Consider the following 21,975-nt stretch of genomic DNA (forward strand, 5'->3'; position numbering starts at 1 on the left):
ACTGGAACTCACGCTCCGGGGCTACTCGGCGCAGACGTACGGAGAGTTCGAGGTGGTCGTCGCGGATGACGGCTCGGGACCGGCGACGCACGACCGGATCGAGCAGCTGCGGGCGTCCGCCGGCCTCACGATCGCCCACGTGTGGCAGGAGGACGACGGGTTTCGGAAGTGTCGAATCCTGAACCGCGCCATCGCGCAGGCCCGGGGTGACTATCTCGTGCTCAGCGACGGCGACTGCATCCCGCGAGAGGACTTCGTGGAGGCGCACGCCCGACTCGCCCGACGAGGGCACTTCGTCTCCGGCGGAAGAGTTCGCCTCGCCCGCGAGGTTGGGCCCCGGATCGCCGGGGACGACGTACTGACCGGTTTGCCGTTCGACGAGTCGTGGCTTCGTGCGCGACGGGCGCTCTTCCGGAGGCGCGACCGGCGCAAGCTCACGCGTTCGCGGCGCCGCGCGATGTGGCTCGATCGGCTGACGACGACGCGGGCGACTTGGAACGGGCACAACGCCTCGGCCTGGAAGACGGACCTCCTGCGCGTGAACGGCTTCGACGAGCGCATGACGTATCCGGTCGAGGACCGCGAACTCGGCGAGCGCCTCCGCAACGCCGGGGTTCGCCCCGTGCAGGCTCGGCACCGGGCGGTGTGCGCGCACGTCGAGCACGATCGGCCATGGCTGGATCCCGAAGCGCAGGCGAGAAACGAACGACTGCGCGCCGAAACCCGCGGCGTGCCCCGGCCGCTCCGGATCTTCCAGGGTCTCTCTCGCGGTCGCGACTGGACGGAGCACGGGATCCACAAGGGTCCACGACCCGCCGAATCCGTCGGCCTCGGCACTCACATGTAGCGGTCGATTCCGCGTTCTGCGCGCACCGCGTCGGAGCGGAGCCGGTGTTCGAAGCGCTCGCGGCTCGCGGGATCCGGCGGGCGCAGCTCGTGCCAGAGGTGCAGGACGGGGACGGCGTAGCGGCCTTCCTTGCGGCGTACTCCGTTCCGGATGAGGCGTACGACGAGGTCGTTGTCCTCGAAGCCCCAGCCCTGGAAGGCCTCGTCAAAGCCGTTCACCGCCAGAAGGTCCGAGCGCCAAAGGGCGAGATTACATCCCTTGGCGCCACGCCAGCGCCGCGGCGACATCCGGCGCAGCGGGCCCAGCGGCACGCGCAGCAGCGGCGTGAATCGGTCCACGCGGCCCCGGAGCCATTCGCCGAGCCAGCGGGCGGCGCTCCAGCGCCCGATTCGGGGCCCCTGCTCGATCGCGGTCGCCGAGAGTCCGGGGTCGAGCCTCACCCGGCTGCCGTGGACGAAGTGCCCCGGCTCGGCGAGCCGGGCGTGCCTCTCGACGTAGTCCGGCCGCACGAGACAGTCCCCGTCGAGAAAGATGAGGTACGGCTGTTCGGTCGCGGCGGCGGCCCTGTTCCGGACCGCGGCCAGACGATACCCGCGGTCCTCCTGCCGGACGTGCCGCAGGTCGAGGCGGGATTCCTCCGCGTGCCGTTCGACGAGTCCCTGCGTGTCCGGGCCGGAACCGTCGTCCGCCACGACGATCTCGAACCGGCGGTACGTCTGTTCGGCGAGACTCCGCAGAACCGCGTCGAGAGCGTCGGGCCGGTCACAGGTCGAAACGATGACCGCGATGCCGGGGCCGTCGGGCGCCTTCACGCCAGCGACACCGGGTATCCCGCGCGCTCCATGACGGGGCCGAACGCGGCTTCGATCCGGGCCGCGTCCGCCGGATCCATCTCATCCTTCCAACCCTCCGCCTGCCCCCGGCGAATGAACCGCCCCTCGCCGAGCGCGCGACCTGCGTACGCCTCCGCGCCGTGACGGTCCTCGAGGTCCCGCATGGCCTCGAACGACCCGCGCGCCACCGCCCGGGAGAGTCGCTCGGACGTTCCCGCGGGAACGTCTCCGGCGGCAACATCTGTCGCGGGAACCGCTCCGATGAAGTCCGCCACGCGCCGCAGCGCCGCCTCGCGGTCGGCCACGAGGTCTTCATAGCGCACGATGCAGACCCTCTCGCCGCCCTCCGCGCGTTGAAGCGCGTCCGCGACCTGCCGATCCCATCTCCTCAGCTGCCGGTGCCAGGAATCGAACGGCGCGGCGCCCGAGAGGTACCCGTCGACGAACCTCGAGAGCGTCATGTCACGGTCGCCGAACATCGTCGCGTACATGTGCCGGAACGAAACCAGGACCGCCCGCGGATCGCGCACGAGATAGAGGGTCCCCGGGTAGCGGCGCGGATAGCGGGGATACTCGTTCCGGAACACCCTCGGATCCGGTAGGTGGTCGTAGTCGGCGATTGCCTGGTCGCGGCCGTGCACGAACGGAACGTAGTCACCGACGTTGTACAGGTTCACGTCCTCGTGGCGATCGTCGGACAGAAGCACGGCCAGCATGTATGCGAGCCACGTGTTCCCCGACTTCGGGTGTCCCACGAGGAAGACATCGGTGGACCGCAGGACCCGGCGAAACTCGGGCTCCCGGAGCCGATTCCGAAGCCCGTCGCGCAGCCGGTAATATCCGACCCGGCGCTTGCTGCGACCGAGCCATCGCTTGAAGGCCGGGACCGGGCGGCGGCGAGCCCGGGGCGGGTCGAGCCTGGGGGGCCGGTTCACCGCGACCACGGAACCTGCCGTCCGATGAGTTCCGAGACCTCGTCCGCGTCGAAGGCGTACTCCCGCTCAAGGTGATCGCGCACCCAGTCCGGCATGGGGACGGGAGCCGAAGCGTTCACCGGCCTTGCCAGCGACGCTCTGTCCGCCACCATCTCCCCGGCTTCGAGAAACCCGAACAGATCCCGTATCAGGTCTTCCGGCTGTTCCCGGACTTCCTCCAGGAAGCCGAAGAAGAACTGCCCGGGCGGGAAGTGCTCGAGCCAGACACGCAGGCAGCCCGCGTAGTCGCTGCGGCGCCGGACCGGGTCGCTGTCGAAGTAGGAGACTAGTTCGTCGCGGCCCACCGACTCCAGGGCTTTCCCACGCCAACGCGGGAAGCCGTTTCGCGCCTGCGACCAGGCCCGTTCGATCGGGTCGCGCATCATGAAGATGAGTCTGACGTCGGGCATCCACTCGGCGATCCGCCGGATGACTTCCGGTTCGAGCACCGCGTATGCGGGCGTGATCTCACCCCGTATCCGGCCGCCGCCCCGAGCCCGGACGAAGCGGGCGAGATAGCGGAGCCGGTCGATTCGATCGCGCGCGGACCCGCTTGCAGCCGGCGCTCCGAGCTTGCGGTCGAAGAAATGGATCTCTTTGCGGTCCATCCGAATCTCGGGGTGACCCGAGAGCTGCGCCGCCACCCAGCTCGTGCCCGCGCGCGTTGCGCCGATCCCGAGAAAACGAGGCATCCGGCGCGACAGCACGCGCTTGCGCGCCGGCGACCCGCCCGGCCGCTCGTTGGCCGGACGCTCGCCGCCCAGGGATCCGTCTGGTCGCCCTCCGCCCGATCCGCGCGGCCTCGACGCACCGATCCGGGCATCGAGAAACGTCGACGGCAGGCGTCGAACCGCGACGTCTGCCCCCCCGTCGCGCAGTCCCTGGAAGGTCGTCCATTCCCGTCGCTTGCGGGGCGAGGGGAACTCCGTCGTCGACCAGTGATCGAACTCCTCCTCGTCCACGAACTTGAGTTCATGGAAACACACGGGCGCGAAGTGGCGCGTGCGGAGCCGGCGAGGACGGATGAGTTGCTCCCAGTGTTCGCGCTTGTGAAACCTGACGGGATAACCGCAGGGGGCGATCCGCACCTCCCGGTTCACCTCCCCGCGCCGGGCCAGGAACGACCCGTCGGGCATCCGGTATACCGTCTGTCCGGCGAGAGACCAGGCGGCGGGCCACCCGCGTCCGAGCCTGTCGAGCAGGCCGGCGAAGGCACCCCGCTTCTCGCGCGCGAGCACCATGTCCGCGTCCCACTTGCAGGCGTAGCGCAGCGTGCAGCGCGACAGCGCCCAGTTCGTGAAATAGACCAGCGAGTGCAGCGAGTCGGCGGGCGTCCCGTCGTGTTCGGGCCCGAACCTTCCCAGCGCGAAGGGATACGAATGAAGGCGGATCTTCGCCCCACCGTGACCGGATCGTTGCAGGCGTCGCACGATCTCGGCCGTGCCGTCGCGGCTGCCGTTGTCGATGACGTGGATCTCGTCGAACACGGGGAGGATCGACCGCAGGCAGTGCTCGATCTTCGTCGCCTCGTCCTTCGCCCGCACGAAGGCGCTCGTCCCCGGCGCGCGATTCCGGCGCGGGAGGGAGAACGCGTACTCCTCGTTTCCTTCCCGGTTTCGAAACTCCATCCGGCTGGGCACTATCGCCATCGGCGCATTGCTCTCGAATCCAAGGCGCAAATATGCTTCCCCAGGTTGAAAGCGAGTCGAATTCGAGCGAAGAGACAACCAATGCCGAACTCCGGAAAGGTCCTCATGCAACGAACCGCGGTCCTCACGATTGCGTTGGCGGCGCTGGCGGGTTCGGTACAGGCCGGCGCCGCGCAGGCGAATCCCGACATCCTCGTGAGCGGCGACTGGCTCGTTGAACACCGCGATGACCCCGGTGTGGTTGTGCTGCATGTGGGGATGGCGAGCATGGGACGACCCCTGGAGGAATACGTCCAGGGGGGCCACTACCTCGATTACCACGACATCGCCCTCGACCGGAACGATCTCATCACCGAACTCGCGCCGGTCGAGGATCTCGTGGAAGTGTTCCGCGCGGCGGGCGTCTCCAACGACAGCCGCGTGATCGTGGTGGGAGACCCGGGCCTCCACGCCGCCCGTGTCTTCATGACGCTGGACTACCTCGGCCACGGCGGCCGCACGTCGGTGCTCGATGGAGGGCTGGCGGCGTGGAAGGCGGCGGGAGGCGGAGTCGCTGCGGAGCCGGCGGCACCTGCGCGGGGCGACTTCGAGGCCGACGTCCGGGAGGACATGCTCGTCACCGCGGAGTGGATCCACGAGCGGCTCGACGACCCGAACGTGACGCTGGTCGATGCCCGGCCCGAGGACGAGTACACGGGCGAGCGGCCCGGGCGGGACTTCCTGCGCGGCGGGCACATTCCCGGCGCCTACAACCTCTACTGGCAGGATCTCACGGGTGAGGACATTCCCACGCTGATCGACCTCGCCGAGGTCGAGGCGCGCTTCGAGGAAGCGGGGGCGGCGAAGGACGGCGTCGTCGTCAGCTACTGCCTCATCGGCATGCGCGCGAGCTACACCTACATGATTTCCAGGTATCTCGGCTACGACACGAAGTTCTACGACGCCTCGTGGAACGATTGGGGCCGGCGGGAGGATCTCCCGCTCGTCACCGGCCATGCCCGCAGATAGCTTGCGGGTCTCGGGTCCGCCTTCGGATCGAAGGCGCAGGAAGCTGCAGGAGGTTGTGAAATGAAGACCGTCTCCGGAGTACTCGCCGCCCTCGTCATCTCCGCCGCCGCCGTGCTCGTGCTCGTGGGCACGAACCGCGGCGAGGCCGTTGCGACGGAAGCGCCACCACCCGCCGCCGCATCTTCGTCGGTCGCCGTGTCTCTCGTCTCGCCGGCCCCGCACTCGATCGAAGCCGGTCCGGAGTCGCCGGTCGAACTCGTGCTCGCGCAGCCGCTCGACCCCGGCGGGTTCGATCCCTCGGCGCTGTCCGTGTTCGGCCGCTGGAGCGGCGTGATGACCGGCTCCGTGCAACTCTCGGACGATGGCCGGCGAATCCGCTTCGAGCCCGGCGAGTCCTTCCACGCCGGCGAATCCGTCACGGCTTCGCTGCGCGCCGGGGAGAAGCTCGCGGACGGCGGCGCCATGGAGACGGGGTTCGCGTGGAACTTCTGGATCCGGCCCCAGGCGGGTTCGCTCGACATGATCGACCGCGGCGCGCGGACCGTCCTCGACGACGGAGAGAAGCACGTCCAGCCGTACGGGGCCTACGCCGGCGATTTCAACGGCGACGGCTACCCGGACATTGCGATTCCCAACGAGGTCTCCGCGGACGTCCGCGTGATGTTCAACGACGGGAAGGGGGACTACAGCGAGTTCCGCGTCCTCGACATCCCCGGCGGGAGCTGGCCGAGCCCGAACGAAGGGGCGGACTTCGACGGCGACGGTCTCACGGACTTCGTGGTGGGGAACGCGGGGAACGATCTCGTGTCCGTCTTTCTCGCGGATGGGGAGGGGTGGTTCGAACTGGGGAGCAACATCGAGTCCGGGCAGAACGTGCGTGGCGTGTGCATCGGCGACTTCGACCAGGACGGCTGGCCGGACGTGGCGGCGGTGAACATGTCCGTCGGTCCGGAGGAATCGCGCGGCAACGTGGCGATGCTGCTCAACAACGCGGATGGTACGGGCGATCTGCGCCGCGCCTCCGAGATCGCTTCGCCGGGCCAGGGCGAGAAGACGTGCGCGACGGCCGACGTGAACAACGACGGCCTGCCCGACCTCCTCGTCGGTGCCTACTTCACCGACGAAGTCCTCACCTACCTCGGGGACGGACGCGGCAACCTCGAGCTGGGCACGCGCGTGCGCGCCGGCGGCAAGCCGTGGATGATCGTGGCGGGCGACGTGAACGGCGACGGGAACGTTGACGTGATGTGCGCGAACCGTGAAGGGAACAACGTCGCGGTCCTCATCGGCGACGGCGCGGGCGGCTTCGCGGATCCCGTCGAGTACGAGACGGGCGACTCCCCGCTGGCCGTCGACGTGGGCGACATCGACGGCGACGGCGACCTCGATGTCGTCACGAGCGACTTCGAGGGCAACAGCTTCACCGTGCACGAGAACGCGGGCGACGGAACGCTCGTGAACCCCCGCTCGTACGCTGCGAGCACGAACGGCTCGTGCGTCGTCATCCACGACCGGGATCTGGACGGGGATCTCGATCTCACGGGCGTGGACGAGACGGACGACAAGATCTTCATCCTGGAGAACCCCGGCCGGTGACGATGCGATCGAAGACGATGAAGTCGAAGTCCGCGAAGTCGAAGAAGGAGTGGCGGGAGGAGCTTCCCGAGCAGGCCTACAAGGTGCTGTTCGAGGAAGCGACCGAACGCGCGGGGACGAGCCCGCTGAACGATGAGAAGCGCCCGGGCACCTTCGTGTGCGTGGCCTGCGACCAGCCGCTCTTCACGACCGACATGAAATACGACAGCGGCACGGGGTGGCCGAGCTTCTTCGAGACGCTGCCCGGGGCCTTCGAGACGAAACGCGACTTCAAGCTCATCCTCCCGCGGACGGAGTATCACTGTACCGGCTGCGGGGGTCACCAGGGCCACGTGTTCAACGACGGCCCCGAGCCCACGGGCAAGCGCTTCTGCAACAACGGCGTCGCGCTCCGGTTCATCCCGGACGGCGACCCGGACGACTGATCCGACATCCGGCGCGGGCGCTGACGGCGGGGGCGTTCGGTCTGCTCGCCGCGGCGTCCGGCGCGGAGGGCCAGCTTCCGGGCTCCAGCGGAGCCTGCGAAGCCCGTAGCGCGGAGACTCGCGCCGCGGGGGCCGCCGGGGCGCTCACGGACACGCCGACGGGGCGGGTCGCGGCCGACCTCCATTGCATCAGCCTCTACTCCACGGCGCGCGGCGGGGATGCGCAGGGGTTCGTCGAACTCGGGCGGGTGCCGTCGCCGTTCGGCGTGACGGTGACGCCGTCCGGCCACCACGTCCGCGCGTTGAACGCGCACATCGAAGGCCTCCCACCGCCCTACAGCCTCGGGCCGTACACGGTCTACATGGCGTGGGCGACGCCGCTCGAGCTGGCTCCCGTGGTGCCGCTGGGCCCGGTCGGGAACGGCGAGCACGCGCTGGGACGCGTCGCGTTCAACAAGTTCCTCGTGATGATCAGCGCGGAGGCGTCGGCGGATGTGACGGAGCGTGAGGGGCCGCTCGTGCTGCGGGGCCGCTCGCCGTCCGCGCTCATGGAGGCGCACGACCTCCTGGCCCTTGCGCCGTCGGCGACGCGGCGGACGGCCGACCGGGCCCCGACGCGCTGGGACGCGCCGCCCGCGTACCCCGGCATCGCCATGCTGCCCGGCGTCATGGACCTCGAACCGCGCGCCCGCCCCGCAAGCCTCCGAAGCGCAGCCGACCTGCCCCCGTGGGAGACGCTCCCCGAGGTCGCTCCGCGCCAACTCGTCGATCTCCCCGACGGGGGCACGCTCGACCTCGAGGCGACCATCGTCCGGCGCGAAATCGAGGGCCGCCGACTCGCCATGCTCGCCTTCAACGGCCAGCACCCCGGTCCCCTCATCCGGGTCCCGGAGCGGTCCACCATCTTCGTGAACTTCACGAACCGGACCCCGTACCCGACGGCGGTGCACTGGCACGGCATCCGGCTCGACAACGCGTTCGACGGCGTCCCCGGCCTCACCCAGGATCCCGTCGCCCCCGGCGAGTCGTTCCGGTACCGGATCCATTTCCGGGACGCCGGGATCTACTGGTACCACCCGCACCACCGCGAGGACATCCAGCAGGAACTCGGCCTGTACGGGAACCTCCTCGTCGACCCTGCGGCCGCGGACTACTACGGTCCGGCCAACCGCGAGGAAGTCCTGATCCTCGACGACATCCTCCTGGACGACGAAGGGCTCGTGGACTTCGGGGAGGAGTCGGCGAACTACATGCTGATGGGCCGGTTCGGGAACCGGCCCCTGGTGAACGGCGAGCTGAGCTACGCCCTGCGGGTCGACCGAGGCGAGGTCGTCCGCTTCCACCTCACGAACGCCTCCAACACGCGCACCTTCAACCTCTCCTTCGTCGACATCGAACGCGGCGGCGTCCCCGATCCCGACCAGCGCGTCGCGGACCCCGACGTCGAGGATCCCCACCGTCTTCCGATGAAGGTCATCGCCTCTGACGTGAGCCGTTTCGAGCGGGAGGCATGGACCCGGAGCGTCGTACTCGCGCCTGCGGAGCGCTACGTGATCGACGTCCGCTTCGACGGCCCCGGCGCGCACGCGCTCGTCAATCAGGTACAGGGGATCAACCATCGGCAGGGCGTCTTCCGCTCGGAATTCTGGACGTTCGGCTGGGTGCAAGTCGCGCCGCAGTCCGCGGCCCCCGACCACGGGGCCGCCTTCGAGACGCTGCGCGAACACGCGGACGTCATCGCGGACATCGATCGCTACCGGCCCCGCTTCGACGACGAGCCCGACCGCGAACTCGTGATGACGCTGGAGACCGAGGATCTCCCGCTCGCCATCGAGCGCTCGATGGCCTACGACTGGGTCTACTTCAATCCGGTGGAGTGGACCGGGACGATGCCGCGCATGAACTGGGCCACGACCGGCAGCGAGATCCGCTGGGTCCTGCGGGAGACGGACACCGGTCGCGAGAACGAGGAAATCGAGTGGAACTTCACGGTCGGCGACGTGGTGAAGATCCGCGTCGTCAACGACCGGGGCGCCTTCCACGCCATGCAGCACCCGCTCCACATCCACGGCCAGCGCTTCCTCGTCCTGTCGCAGAACGGGGTGCCGAACAACAACCTGGCGTGGAAGGACACGGTCCTGTTGCCCGCCGCATCCACGACGGACATCCTGCTGGAACTGTCGAACCCCGGCCGCTGGATGATCCACTGCCACATCGCGGAACACCTCGAAGCCGGGATGAAGATGGTGATGAACGTCGCCGACGCCCCGCCCTGACGGTGAGTATGACAACAGCGAAAGATCGAAGCGAAGACATCACCGCGAGGCTGAATGCCGTGTACGCGGACCTCTCCAGCGAAGTCGATCCTGCTCTCCGCCGGGCCCAGGCCCGATCCGTCGCCGAAGAATGGCGTGAGTCGGGTCGAAGCCGGACTGCGGCTCGTCCTGGATCTGTAGACACCCCGCCGTGCGAAAGGAAGTTCTCATGATGACCGTCCGCCGCCGTTCCCTGCTCGCTCTCGCCGGGGCGCTCGCCGCCGGGGGGCCGCTGTCCATCGAAATGCAGGCCCAGGAAGCGATGGAGGACTTCATCGCGGTGCAGGCGCCCACCGTCGCGCTCACGAACGTCAAGGTGATCGACGGGACCGGAGGCCCCGCCCGCGAGGGGCAGACCATCGTCATCCAGGACGGCCGCATCGCCGATATCGGCCCCACCGATGAGGTCGCGGGGCGGATTCGCAACGCGCAGGTCCTCGACCTCGAAGGCCACACTGTCATCCCGGGTCTCATCGGGCTCCACAACCACAGCTACTACACGGGCGGGAACGGACGGGCGGCGCAGCTCTCCTTCTCGGGGTCGCGACTCTACCTCGCGTCCGGCGTGACGACGATCCGGACGACCGGCGCCCGCGCGCCGTACGAGGAGATCAACCTCAAGCGCGCGATCGACGAGGGGCGTGCCATCGGTCCCAACATGTTCACGACCGGTCCCTACCTCACCGGACAGGAGGGCTCGCAGTCGATGGCCCAGCTCGAGGGGCCGGAGCAGGCCCGCCGCCTCGTCCGCTACTGGGCGGAGGAGGGCGTGCCCTGGTTCAAGGCGTACACGTGGATCAGCCGCGAGGAACTCGGCGCGGCGATCGACGAGGCGCACCGGCACGGCGTGAAGGTGACGGCCCACCTCTGCTCGGTCGGATACAGGGAGGCGGTGGCGCTCGGGATCGACAACCTGGAGCATGGCCTGCTCGCGAACAGCGAGTACTTCACGGGGAAAGAGCCGGACGACTGCCCATCCGGGTTCCGGAACGGCTACGGCGACCTCGATGTGAACTCCGAGGAGGTGCAGGAGACGTTCCGCATGATGATCGAGAACGACGTCGCGATGACCTCGACGCTCGCGGTCTACGAGATCTCCGTCCCCGGCCGTGGCCCGATCGACGAGCGGATCTACGACATCCTCGCCCCGGAGATCGCGGCGGAGGTGCGGGAGATCGCGAACCTGCGACGCAACGCGACGCTCGACTCCGGGATCGGGATCCACCCCGACGTCTACCAAAAGGCGCTCGAGTACGAGTACGCCTTCGTGCAGGCCGGAGGGACGCTCGCGGCCGGCGTCGACCCGACCGGGTACGGCGCGGCGCCCCCGGGCTACGGCGACCAGAAGAACTACGAACTGCTGCTCGAGGCCGGATTCACGCCCGCCGAGGTCGTGCGGATCATGAGCGCGAACGGCGCCAGCGTGCTGGGAATCGACGACGAGACGGGGACGATCGAGGTCGGAAAGGTCGCGGACCTCGTCGTGCTGGAAGGCGACCCCGAGGCGGACGGCCACATCCGCGAGACGCGCATCGTGTTCAAGGGCGGCGTGGGCTGGGACGCGCCCAAACTGATCGACTCGGTCCGCGGCATCGTCGGCATTCGCTGACGCGCCGTCCCGGGTCAACTCGCAGAGCACCGGATGGAGCGGAATTCATCATGCGTCTACGACGAGATCGGTTGTCATGAAACGTCGCGCCGGAATCATCGTGCTCCTGCTGCCACTTTCGATGGCTTGCAATCCGGGGAGGCCTACCGAAGTGGAGCCCGTCAATATCTGGAGCGAGGCCGATAATGTGCCGCGGCGATTCGCATCCGTGGTGTTCGATACTCTTTGGACCTATGGGAGCGTAGACGACACTGTCCTGCAAATGCCGGGGGAGATCGTACCTGCACCACACGGAGGCGTCTATGTGTTCGATTTGGCTGCAAGCCGGGCCATACACATCGACGACGCTGGTAGGGTCGCCTGGGTGAGAGGGAGGCGAGGCCAGGGACCGGGCGAGTTCATGGATGTCCGCGCACTCTCCGAGGACCGCGACGGTGGGGTTGTGCTAGCGGACCATACGAATGGCCGACTCGTCCGGCTTGACCCGGAAGGAAACCTGGTCCAAGAAGTGCCATTGATCATTGAGGCCAGCTACGTTGACGGAATCGCGACTGTCGACGGTGGATACGCGCTATACACGAACGGCGAGCCGTCGCTACTGATTGTCGACGAAGACGGCGAGATAAAGGCTCGGCTGGCCAGTCCATCGGTCGAGTGGGAACGCCTTGACTGGATGCAGAGGACGGGAGACGCCGTCTCTTGGAGCGAAGACGCATGGGTACTCGGGTTTGACGTCGGCAACGGCTGGTACGTGATCCGGGGCGACTCGGTCGCAGCCTACCCGTACGTGGAGCACACGAGTTTTCCAGTCATGACCGTGACCGTTGTGACGGAGGGCGCTACGACTACGACGACCCGGCGCCTCCCTCGAGTGCCGTCCTCAGGATCGACTCTGTCGGTCAAAGGAGATACCCTCGCCGTGTTCTTCGAGGGTCGGAGCCCGGACCGCAACAGGATGCTGGACCTGTACGACCTCACGACGGGTCTGTATATCCACTCCGTTGCCACTCCTGGAGCGAGCGATGTCGTACTCGCCGAGGATGGCACCGTATATGCGTTATCCCGCCGTGGCGGGTTGTACCCAATCGTGACCGCTCTCAAGCCGAGAATGGGAGACGACTCATGATACGTAACCTCTCGGGTTGCCCGGACGAGACCGATCTGGAGTGTTTCGACTGCTGGAGCGATTCGGGACGGCGACGTATGTCGAACTGGTGGGTCGGTGGAGCCGCGGTCGCCTGCGGTCTCCTGTCGTTCCTGTGGGGCGCAGGCCTGGAAGCGCAGGCGCCGGGGCGGATTCGGGTGAGTGACGAGCCGCTGATGGAGGTCGGCGGCGCGGAGGGGCAGGACGCCTACCTGTTCAGTGCGATAACGGATGCGGTTCTGCTGGATGACGGACGAGTGGCGGTGGCCGACGGAGAACTCACGGAACTCCGGATGTACGGGCCGGATGGAAGGTTCCTGCACAGCGTGGGAGGGCGCGGCGAAGGCCCGGGGGAGTTCAGCGCGATCAGCGCGATCTGGCTGCTGTCGGACCAGAGGATCGGGGTCTGGGATGCGGAGAACCTGCGCATCACGACGTTCTTGCCGGACGGCGAACTCGTGAGCGCGGAGCGGGTGGAGACCGAGCGGCAGGCCGGGATGTCCAGGAATCCGGGGGTGTTTCTCGGATCGTTCGGCGATGACGATGTGATATTGGCGTCAGTCCGCGGGGGGCGCGGTCGACAGGGTGTCGTGGCGGATCAATGGATATTGGGGCGCTTCGGCCTCGATGGGACGCCTCGGGGTCTTGTCGGGCAACTGCGCGGCTTTCGAAGGCTGGTCGGTTCGCCCCTGCCCTTCACGCCGATCCCCCGTGTCGCGGTGCTCGGGGACTCGGTATTCGCGGTGGACGGGTATGAGCCGCATGTAGGGCGCCTCGATCCCGACCGCGGCCTCCACCCAACGGTCTCGGTACCGAGCGTCGATCTCTCGCCTGACGAGGCGTGGTCGTTTCTCGGGACCGAGCTTCGAAGACGTGACGAGGGGCTGTTTCTGCAGCTGATGGATCGACTTCCGCCGCCGGATGAGATACCCCAGATCGGAGGTCTGCTCGCGGACGGCGCCGGACAGCTCTGGGTCAAGGTGTACGATCCGTCGGTCGACGCACTTTGGCTGGGCGGTCCCCTGCGCCCGGGCGCGGGCGGCACATGGAGAATCGTCGGCCCCGGCGGAGAGGTGACCGACACGGTTCAGATGCCGGATGGGGTCATTCCACTGCACATCACGGAGGATCGACTCGTCGGCGTGGCCCGCGACGCCCTGGATGTGGAACGACTGGTCATCCATCTCGTCGACCGCGGCACGGACTGACGGATGGTGCGTTTGGCGTGCATGTGCGTGATTTTGGGGGCCGTCTTCGTGCCATCCGCGACGGCCCAGGTCACAACTGCCGATTCCGCAGCCGTGCTCGTCGCGACCGCAGCCGATTTCGAGGAGCGCGGCGAACTCGAGGTCGCCCGGGCCCTGTATGAGGAAGTCGTCCGCCGCTACCCCGGCACGCCGGCTGCGGCGCTGGCCCGGGCATGGCTGGAAGGGTTGGGGGCGCCGGAGGGCCGGACGCCGGCGGTGCGGGCTCCGGGCGGCGCCCCGCAGGATCGGCGCGGCGACACGGAGTTCCGCGTCTGGTCCACGATGTACGGGCTGTGGCTCGGCGTCGCGGTGCCGATGCTCGCGGATGCGAGCGGCTCCGAGCCCTACGGCGCGGGTCTGCTGCTCGGCGGGCCCACGGGCTACCTGGCCGGCCGCGTGTTCTCGCGTTCCCTCTCGGTGGGACGTTCGCGCACGATCAGTTGGGCCGGCACGTGGGGCACGTGGCAGGGCGTGGGCTGGGCGAACGCACTGAATCTGGGCGCCAAGGCCGGCTGCGAGTACTGCGAGCCGGGCCGGAAAGAGGCCGTGGCCGCGGCACTGGCCGGCGGATTGGCCGGCATCGTCACGGCCGGCCTCCTCTCCCGCGAAGCCACGGAAGGTACGGCCGCCGCGACGTACCTCGGCAGCCTTTGGGGCACGTGGTTCGGACTCGGGGGAGCGACGGCGCTGGATCTGGACGACGAGGCGATGTGGGCGAGCACGCTGCTCGTGGGCAACGCGGGCCTGATCGCCGGCGCGCTGGCCGGGAGCCGGTTCGACCTCTCCTCCCGTCGCGCGCACCTGATCAGTCTCGGAGGTCTGATCGGCGGCTTCGGCGGTGTCGGCGTCGTCCTCATCACGAAGCCGGGCAGCACCAGCGGCGACTTCGCGATTCCGCTCGCGACGAGTCTCGCGGGCCTGGGCGTCGGAGTCCTTTTGACCCGGGAATCGGAGGGCGCGCCCGCAGGAGAGTCGAGCGCCGCCCGCGCGGCGTCCGGTTTGTCGCCTCCGGCTCTCCTGAACTGGTCCGAGGGAGAACCGCTTGCGGTGGGCCTGCCGCTGCCCTTCCCGACCACCGTCTTCGATCCCGGGCGGAACGGGCGACGGCACAACGCCTGGCACGTCCCGCTCGTCCGCCTCCGCTTCTGACGCAGACGGGATGCCGGACCGTCCGCTGAAGGACCGGGTGGCCGTCGTCGCCGGCGCGACGCGCGGCGCCGGCCGCGGCATCGCCCGCATGCTCGGCGAGGCGGGCGCCACCGTCTACTGCACCGGCCGCAGCGTGCAGGGTCGGCCCGCCACGCCCGGACGCCCCGAGACGCTGGAGGAGACGGCGGAGCTGGTGACGGCGGAGGGAGGCCGCGGCATCGCCGTCCGCGCCGACCACACGGTCGAATCCGAAGTCGAGCAACTCTTCGCCCGAGTCCGCGCCGAGGCGGGCCGGCTCGACGTCCTCGTGAACGACATCTGGGGCGGCGATGCGCTGACGGAGTGGGGGAAGCCCTTCTGGGAACTCTCCATCGCGCAGGGCGAGCAGATGCTGGAGCGGGCCGTCCACACGCACGTCATCACGAGCCGATACGGCGCCCCGCTGATGGTCGAGCGCAACGCCGGCCTCATCGTCGAGGTCACCGACGGCGACACGTTCGGCTACCGCGGCAACCTGTTCTACGATTTGGCGAAGAACGCGGTCGTCCGGCTCGCCTACGCCATGGCCGCCGACCTCCAGGCGCACGGCGTGACGGCGTTGGCGATCACCCCCGGATTCCTGCGCTCCGAGGCCGTGCTCGACCACTTCGGAGTCACCGAGGCCGACTGGCGCGACGCGATCGAGAAGGACGAGTACTTCGTCGAGTCCGAAACCCCGTGCTACGTCGGCCGCGCCATCGCCGCCCTCGCCGCCGACCCGAACGTCGCGGCGAAGAGCGGCGGGCTGTTCTCGAGTTGGGGCTTGGCGAAAGAGTACGGTTTCACCGACATCGACGGACGCCGGCCCGACTGGGGCACGTTCTTCCTGCGCAAGGTGCGAGGAATCGTCGAACGGGACGCACCGCCGGACGAGATGGACGTCTTCGTCGTCCGCAGCCGACTCTACCAGGCCGAACTCGACCCGTCCGCCGAGGACGAGGCCGAGCGCCTCCGCACCTGGCTCGCCCGCCACGAGTAGCGGGTCAGAAGCCGATGGACTTCGACACCTTCGCGGCGAGGACGCGCTCGACGGTCATGCCGGCGTCCAGATCCCGGCGCTCGGTGTAGACGATGAAGATGTCGCTGAGCGGTGAATACAGGTAGTTGAAGCGCACGTTCGTCACGAACTGGTCCTCGGCCGCATTGTACTGGACGAAGGCGCTCGCGAAGACCTTCGTCGAGAAGCCGTAGTCGACGCGACCCCCGAAGACGTCCGCCGTGAACTCCCCGTCCGGGAGCGAGATGTCGTTGTGGTTCGCCGAGAGATCGACGGAAAGGTGATGGCTCGGCCGCCACATGAGGCCGCCCGAAAGCGACGTGAGCGTCCCGTCGAAGAACCCGCCGCGCTCGACCCGGACGAACCCCGTCAGCGCCCGGCCCGGCGCCGACCGGTACTGCACGGAACCCGAACCGAAGTTGTAGCGCCCGATGGGGACCGTCCCATCGGATGAAACGCGGAAGGGCTCCCGCAGGAGTTCGAACCGGTCCGTGTAGTCCACCGAGAGCCCACTCCCGTTCAGGAACGAGATCCCGAATCCCGCCGTCCGCCTCCGGGTCACGAGAACGGACTCGAGATCCTGGATGTGGTCGATCTCGATGTACGGATTGACCTCCTGCACGCCGGGCACCGGAGGCCGCGGGTGGAGCCCCACCGTCGCGTAGCTCTGGCGGATGTCGCGCCGGCGCACGAAGCCCACCGTCGGGTTGAAGTCCTCTCCCACGTGGCGCCACAGCGCGGACACGTCCCACAGTTCGTCGCGCCAACCGACCCACATCCGGCCCGCAAGCGTGTTCCCGTCGGCACTCGGCGAGTCGGTCCAGGCCAGGAACGGAGCGAAGAGCAGCGACGGCAGCGGCCTGAGGTTCGCGTCGAACCCGATGTTGCGGTTGAAGGCGGGATGTCCCTCGATGTCCGAGCCGGTCGCCTCCCGGTTGATGAAGATCGCCCCCACGTCCGACGTCCCGAACACGCTCCGGCGCGCCCGCATGACCGAGAAGTTCTCGGCCGGGAGGCCGCGGCCGGACCGGGTCTGGAGGTTCATGAGGCCGACCTCGAACCCGCCCGTCCGGCCCGTGAGCCGCGCGCCGCCGAGGATGGGGATCGGCTCCCCCCGTCCCGTGAGTCCGATGCGGCGCGAGTGGAAGAGGGTGAGGTCGCGCAGCGAGACGCCGGTCCGGTAGCTGCGCTCCGACTGGTCGCCGAAGGCGAAGGTGCCGGAGTTCTCGACGAAGAAATCCCGTTTTTCCGGGAAGAAGAGCGGGAAGCGGGTCAGGTTGACCTGCTCCTGGTCGACCTCGACCTGGGCGAAGTCCGTGTTGTACGTGAGGTCGAGCGTAAGCCCCGGCGTGACCCCGTACTTCACATCGAACCCGATGTCGGCCTGGGTGCCGGCGCGCCCTTCCTCGATCAGCGTCCCCGTCTGGTCCTGCGCGAGGGCGTAGGGCTTCACCCGCAGGTTGAGTCCCGGCCCCACTCCCTGGAATCCGGTCAGCGTCCCCGCCTTCGACATCTTGTGGATCTGGTCGCGCCGGTCGAGCGGCGCCCAGAAGGTGTCCTCCGCCTTCCGCCGGATGCGGCGCAGGATCTGGAGTCCCCAGGTCTGGTCCTCCTCCGAGGGATTGAAGCGGAGCGTGGAGAAGGGGATCTCGATCTCCACCGTCCAGCCCTCGTCGTGCCGCGTCGTCTCGACCCGGATGGGCCCTTCCCACGCCTGGTTCTCGGAGCGGCTGTCGTCGAAGAGCTGGACGTCTTTGAGCGCTCCGCCGGGATTCACGAGGAACATGAACCCGTTGCGGCGATCGAGGTACGTGTCGAGCGCCACGCCGAAGACGTCCGATGACCCGCTGTTGAAATCCTGCTTCAGGCTGGAGATGAAGTAGCGGTCGGGCTCCGAGTCGTGGCAGATCGCGCCGATGTAGAGGGCCCGGTCGTCGTACGCGAAGTAGACGACGGTGTTCTCGGTGGCGGGCGCCCCGGTGTCGGGACGGGACTGGACGAATCCGGTCAGGGGTTGAGCCTGCTGCCAGACGGCATCGTCGAGGCGGCCGTCCACGGTGGGCGGCGCATCCGTGCGCAGGGCCGCGGCCGTCGGGCGCGGCGCGGACTCCACCGCGATCCGGGCGGGTCCCTCCCGACCCGGCTCCTGTGCCATGGCGCCGGCCGGCGCCAGCGATCCGAACAGGAGGATGAACTGAACGAAGCGAAGACCGTATCCGCCCGCCATGCCGGGTGCCCGGGGACTGCTCGGCGGCGACCCGTTCAGTTCCAGCTCAGCCCCCGCAACTGTTCGACGTCGAGATTCCCGCCGCTGAGAACACACGCGACTTTCGTCCCCTGCGGGGCGTCGATGAGGCCGTGGAGGACGGCGGCGACCGACGCCGCGGCCGCTCCCTCGGTCACGAGCTTCGCCCGCGTCATCAGCCACAGCATGGCGTCGAAGATGTCCTCGTCGGAAAGCGTGACGACGCGCTCCACGAAGCGGCTCACGACGGACGCCGTGTTGTCGCCGACCCGCATCACCTTCAGCCCGTCGATCACGCAGTCCACCGTCTCAAGCGTGACCATCTCGCCGGATTCGACGGTGCGCTTCATCGCCGGCGCTCCCGATGATTCCACCCCGATCACGCGGATATCGGGGTTCGCGCCCTTCAGCGCCATCGAATTGCCGGAGATGAGACCGCCCCCGCCGATGGGGATGACGACGACTTCGACCTCCGGCCAGTCCTCGAGAATCTCGAGGCCGAGCGTGCCCTGGCCCGCGATCAGCCGCGGGTTGTCGAACGGGTGCACGTACGTGAGTCCGCGCTCCTCGACGAGTTCCAGCGCCCGCTCGTTCGCCTCGTCCCAGATCGATCCGTGGAGCACGACCTCCGCGCCGTATCCCTCCGTGGCCGCGACCTTTGCCGGAGTCGCGTTCTCCGCCATCACGACGACGGCGGGAATCCCGTACAGGCGGGCCGCCAGCGCGACGCCCTGCGCGTGGTTCCCGGCGGAGGAGCAGATGATGCCCCGCGCCTTCTCCTCTTCGCTCATGTGCGCCATCACGTTCAGCGGCCCCCGCACCTTGTACGACCCCCCGCGCTGGAAGAGTTCGGCCTTGAGCCGGATGTCGAACCCGGAGGCGTCGCTCAGCGAGCGCGACGTGAGAAGCGGGGTGTGGTAGACGTGCGGCGCGACGTGCTCCCGCGCGCGCTCGAAGTCCTCGAGGGTCAGCGTGAGTCCGGGGATCTCGACGTGTGGCGTCACTCGGGCCGTCTCTCTCGGGTGGGTGCGGGGTGGCCGACCCGGTCTTCGTCCGGATCCGCCTCCGGATCCGCCGGAAGCGTGGTCGATAATCCCCGAAACGGAGTGGACACGCAACGGGCTCCGCCGGCCTCCCGACTCGTCCCGCAACCGGATTTTCTTGCAATGTTGCATTTGAAATGCAAAATTGCAGCAACAGAGGGGCGTGATGACATACCTGAAGCGAGCTCTGGAACCCGTCCTAAAGCAAGCTGCCACGCAGTTCCCCGCCGTGGTACTCACGGGGCCGAGGCAGGCGGGGAAGACGACGCTGCTCAAGCATCTGTTCGGGCGGGAGTACGCGTACGTCTCGCTTGAGCTTCCCGATATTCGTGCCGTCGCTCTCGAGGATCCGCGCTCGTTCCTGGATCGTTTCTCTCCACCGGTGATCTTCGACGAGATTCAGTATGCGCCGGAATTGCTGCCGTATCTCAAGGAGATGATCGACGAGGCTCGCGATGAGGCCGGGCAGTTCATCCTGACCGGATCCCAGAACCTGCTGCTGATCGAAAGGGTCACGGAGTCGCTGGCGGGGCGAGCCGCGATTCTCCGGTTGCTCCCGATGTCTCGACGTGAGGCCTTCGGTAACCTGGAAGCGCCTCTCGCCTGGGAAGCGGAGCAGGGTACCGGCGTCCAGCGGGCCCTCTCTCCGAGGGACCTCTGGCGGGAATTCCTGCGGGGCGGATATCCGGAGTTGGTGGCAAACCCCGGGCGGAACATCCAGCTCTGGCATGCGAGCTATACGCAGACGTATCTGGAGCGCGACGTGCGAAGCCTGCGGCAGGTCGGCGATCTCACGCAGTTCCAGAATTTCCTCCGCGCCCTGGCCGCACGGAGCGGACAACTCCTGAATCTGAGCGACCTGGCGCGCGACCTGGGCGTGGCCGTGAACACCGCCAAGGCGTGGCTGTCGGTCCTGGAGGCGACCCACCAGGTCTTCGTTGTACGGCCCTATTTCGCCAACATCGGCAAGCGGTTGGTCAAGACTCCGAAGGTCTACTTCGCGGATACCGGCACACTCTGCCACCTGACCGGTCTGAGGGATCCGGAACACGCGGCGGCGGGCCCGATGGCGGGATCCCTGATGGAGACGGCCGTTGTGGGCGAGATCATCAAGACGCTCACCAACCGGGGGTTGAGCCCCCAGGTGTATTTCTGGCGCACGGCCGCGGGCGCCGAGGTCGACTTTCTGGTCGAGGCCGGGACGAAGCTCATTCCCGTCGAGGTGAAGAAGAGTGCGACGCCTCGCCCGGCGATGGCCGTCTCGCTGCGCACGCTCCAACGGGATCTGGAGGGCCGGGTGGGCCCGGCGTACCTGGTCCACGCCGGCGATGGCCGCCTTCCACTCGGGGGCGGAGTCACCGCCGCCGGATTCTCCGAACTCTAGCCACGGCCGGCTGGCTGGCGGCGCCAACCTTGCGGCTGGAGGCATCGCGCGGCGACACTCAACGCGCCCCCCGCGAAACACAACCAGCCAGGAATCGGCCAGTTGAACCCGTCACCGGACACCCCCAAGCCTGCGCGCGAGCGCTTCGGCACCCGCGCCGGCTTCGTGCTTGCGGCGGTGGGGTCCGCCGTCGGGCTGGGGAATATGTGGCGCTTCCCCTATCAGACGGCGGAGGGCGGAGGCGCGGCCTTCCTCGTGGCCTACGTCTGCATGGCGTTTCTCATCGGCGTGCCGATGATGCTGGCCGAGTTCGCGGTGGGCCGGCGCGCGCGGCAGTCGGCCATCGGCGCCCTGCGCTCGGTCGGCGGCAGGCGCTGGGCCGCGGCGGGACTCCTCTTCCTCGTGACGTCGACCGTCATCATGGCCTACCTGTCCGTCATCACGGGCTGGGCGCTGCGGTACGCGCTCGATGGCCTGACGACTGGATTCCATGCCGATGCCGCCGGGCGCTACGCGTCGGTCGCGTCCGGACCCTCGGCGGTCGTCTTCCACCTGGTGTCGATCGCCGCGACGGTGGGAATCGTGGTGTTCGGCGTCCGCAAGGGGATCGAGCGGGCGAGCATGCTGCTCATGCCGCTCCTCTTCCTCCTCCTCATCGGCCTCGCGGTCTGGGCCGCAACGCTGCCGGGCGCGGCGGAGGGATACCGTTTCTACCTCTCTCCCTCGCTGAGCGAACTGCTGGATCCCGTCGTGCTGCAGGGCGCGGCCGCCCACGCCTTCTATTCGCTGAGCGTGGGGATGGGGATCATGGTCACCTATTCCTCCTATCTCTCGAAGCGCACCAACCTCGGCCGCGAAAGCGCCGTGATCGCGCTCTCGGACTTCTCCGTCGCCTTCGTCGCGGGGCTCGTCGTCTTTCCGATCGTCTTCGGACTCGGGCTTTCGGAGGATGTGGGGGAGAGCACGCTGGGCGTCCTCTTCATCTCGCTCCCGAGCGCGTTCGCGCAGATGGAGGCGCTGGGCCGGGTCGTGGGGACGCTGTTCTTCGTCGCCGTGATCGTGGCGGCGATCACCTCGGCGGTCTCCCTGCTCGAGGTTGCGGCCTCGATCCTTATCGACGAACGGGGCTGGACGCGACGCAGGGCGACGCTGACCTCGGGCTTCCTGATCGCGGCGGTCGGTATCGCGCCGGCGCTCTCCCTCGGCGCACTGGGAATCATGGATCAGGTGGCGGCGGAACTCCTCACGGTGCTCGGCGTACTCGCCATCGCGGTGCTCGTGGGATGGGTGATGAAGCACCCGGAGGAGGAACTCCGGATCGGGGCCTCGCCACGGTTCGCGCGCCTGATTCCGACGGCGCGCTTCCTGATTCGCTACGTGGCGCCGCCTCTGCTGGCGTACGTGAGCTGGATCGCGCTGCGGCAGACGATCCGCGTGATCGCCGGCTAGTGTGGTGTCGCAGAAATCCGCG

Annotated in this window: 17 protein-coding genes; 12 read left to right on the forward strand and 5 right to left on the reverse strand. The window is 68.3% G+C overall.

From position 1 onward, the window contains the following. Position 1 precedes the first annotated feature (1 nt). Positions 2 to 847 carry a glycosyltransferase gene (locus ACQY5G_RS04770; RefSeq protein ID WP_428278645.1) on the forward strand — a complete coding sequence of 282 codons (846 nt, stop codon included), beginning with the start codon at positions 2 to 4 and terminating at the stop codon, positions 845 to 847. Here ACQY5G_RS04770 and ACQY5G_RS04775 read toward each other — a convergent pair. The 3 genes from ACQY5G_RS04775 to ACQY5G_RS04785 are packed head-to-tail and all read right to left on the reverse strand — an operon-like array spanning position 838 to position 4,282. Continuing rightward, positions 838 to 1,659 (reverse strand): glycosyltransferase, encoded by an 822-nt coding sequence (locus ACQY5G_RS04775; RefSeq protein WP_428277502.1) that lies wholly within the window; start codon positions 1,657 to 1,659, stop codon positions 838 to 840. The genes ACQY5G_RS04770 and ACQY5G_RS04775 overlap by 10 nt on opposite strands. Further along, entirely contained in the window at positions 1,656 to 2,615 is a 960-nt protein-coding gene (locus ACQY5G_RS04780) for a sulfotransferase domain-containing protein (protein ID WP_428277504.1), read from the reverse strand. The genes ACQY5G_RS04775 and ACQY5G_RS04780 overlap by 4 nt, the downstream gene beginning before the upstream one ends. After that, complete coding sequence (locus ACQY5G_RS04785; protein WP_428277506.1) at positions 2,612 to 4,282, reverse strand: glycosyltransferase; 1,671 nt, start codon at positions 4,280 to 4,282, stop codon at positions 2,612 to 2,614. Before ACQY5G_RS04785 ends, ACQY5G_RS04780 begins: the two co-directional genes overlap by 4 nt. 126 nt (positions 4,283 to 4,408) lie before the next feature. On the opposite strand from ACQY5G_RS04785, the gene ACQY5G_RS04790 reads away from it, so the two are divergent. The 9 genes from ACQY5G_RS04790 to ACQY5G_RS04830 all read left to right on the forward strand — a co-directional run bounded on the left by ACQY5G_RS04790 (position 4,409) and on the right by ACQY5G_RS04830 (position 15,814). Next, complete coding sequence (locus ACQY5G_RS04790) at positions 4,409 to 5,311, forward strand: sulfurtransferase (protein ID WP_428277508.1); 903 nt, start codon at positions 4,409 to 4,411, stop codon at positions 5,309 to 5,311. Positions 5,312 to 5,371: 60 nt separating this feature from the next. Then, complete coding sequence (locus tag ACQY5G_RS04795) at positions 5,372 to 6,907, forward strand: FG-GAP repeat domain-containing protein (protein ID WP_428277510.1); 1,536 nt, start codon at positions 5,372 to 5,374, stop codon at positions 6,905 to 6,907. Between the two features lie 2 nt (positions 6,908 to 6,909). Beyond that, positions 6,910 to 7,332 (forward strand): peptide-methionine (R)-S-oxide reductase MsrB, encoded by a 423-nt coding sequence (msrB, locus tag ACQY5G_RS04800; RefSeq protein ID WP_428278646.1) that lies wholly within the window; start codon positions 6,910 to 6,912, stop codon positions 7,330 to 7,332. A gap of 248 nt (positions 7,333 to 7,580) precedes the next feature. Next, positions 7,581 to 9,608, forward strand: a complete 2,028-nt coding sequence (locus tag ACQY5G_RS04805; protein WP_428277512.1) for a multicopper oxidase family protein — start codon at positions 7,581 to 7,583, stop codon at positions 9,606 to 9,608. A 208-nt stretch (positions 9,609 to 9,816) separates the two neighbouring features. Beyond that, positions 9,817 to 11,256 carry an amidohydrolase family protein gene (locus ACQY5G_RS04810; protein ID WP_428277514.1) on the forward strand — a complete coding sequence of 480 codons (1,440 nt, stop codon included), beginning with the start codon at positions 9,817 to 9,819 and terminating at the stop codon, positions 11,254 to 11,256. Positions 11,257 to 11,332: 76 nt separating this feature from the next. Continuing rightward, the gene (locus tag ACQY5G_RS04815; RefSeq protein WP_428277516.1) at positions 11,333 to 12,382 is read left to right on the forward strand and encodes a hypothetical protein; all 1,050 of its coding nucleotides are present in this window, start codon (positions 11,333 to 11,335) and stop codon (positions 12,380 to 12,382) included. Positions 12,383 to 12,459: 77 nt separating this feature from the next. Next, a complete protein-coding gene (locus ACQY5G_RS04820) occupies positions 12,460 to 13,608 on the forward strand; it encodes a 6-bladed beta-propeller (protein ID WP_428277518.1) in 1,149 nt (382 codons plus the stop codon). Between the two features lie 48 nt (positions 13,609 to 13,656). After that, a complete protein-coding gene (locus tag ACQY5G_RS04825) occupies positions 13,657 to 14,796 on the forward strand; it encodes a tetratricopeptide repeat protein (protein WP_428277520.1) in 1,140 nt (379 codons plus the stop codon). A gap of 10 nt (positions 14,797 to 14,806) precedes the next feature. Continuing rightward, entirely contained in the window at positions 14,807 to 15,814 is a 1,008-nt protein-coding gene (locus ACQY5G_RS04830) for an SDR family oxidoreductase (protein WP_428277521.1), read from the forward strand. 4 nt (positions 15,815 to 15,818) lie between these two features. On the opposite strand, the gene ACQY5G_RS04835 is transcribed toward ACQY5G_RS04830, so the two are convergent. Then, entirely contained in the window at positions 15,819 to 18,059 is a 2,241-nt protein-coding gene (locus ACQY5G_RS04835) for a DUF5916 domain-containing protein (RefSeq protein ID WP_428277522.1), read from the reverse strand. A 35-nt stretch (positions 18,060 to 18,094) separates the two neighbouring features. Continuing rightward, entirely contained in the window at positions 18,095 to 19,081 is a 987-nt protein-coding gene (locus tag ACQY5G_RS04840; protein WP_428277524.1) for a threonine ammonia-lyase, read from the reverse strand. A gap of 205 nt (positions 19,082 to 19,286) precedes the next feature. Here ACQY5G_RS04840 and ACQY5G_RS04845 point away from each other — a divergent pair, with 205 nt between their 5' ends. Both ACQY5G_RS04845 and ACQY5G_RS04850 read left to right on the forward strand, forming a co-directional pair. Next, complete coding sequence (locus tag ACQY5G_RS04845) at positions 19,287 to 20,504, forward strand: ATP-binding protein (protein WP_428277526.1); 1,218 nt, start codon at positions 19,287 to 19,289, stop codon at positions 20,502 to 20,504. Positions 20,505 to 20,606: 102 nt separating this feature from the next. Continuing rightward, positions 20,607 to 21,953: a sodium-dependent transporter gene (locus tag ACQY5G_RS04850; RefSeq protein WP_428277528.1), complete on the forward strand. Its 1,347-nt coding sequence runs from the start codon at positions 20,607 to 20,609 to the stop codon at positions 21,951 to 21,953. Positions 21,954 to 21,975 lie beyond the last annotated feature (22 nt).

Origin of the sequence: Candidatus Palauibacter sp. (assembly GCF_965261555.1) — a bacterium.
In the GTDB taxonomy this organism is placed as follows: Bacteria; Gemmatimonadota; Gemmatimonadetes; order Palauibacterales; family Palauibacteraceae; genus Palauibacter.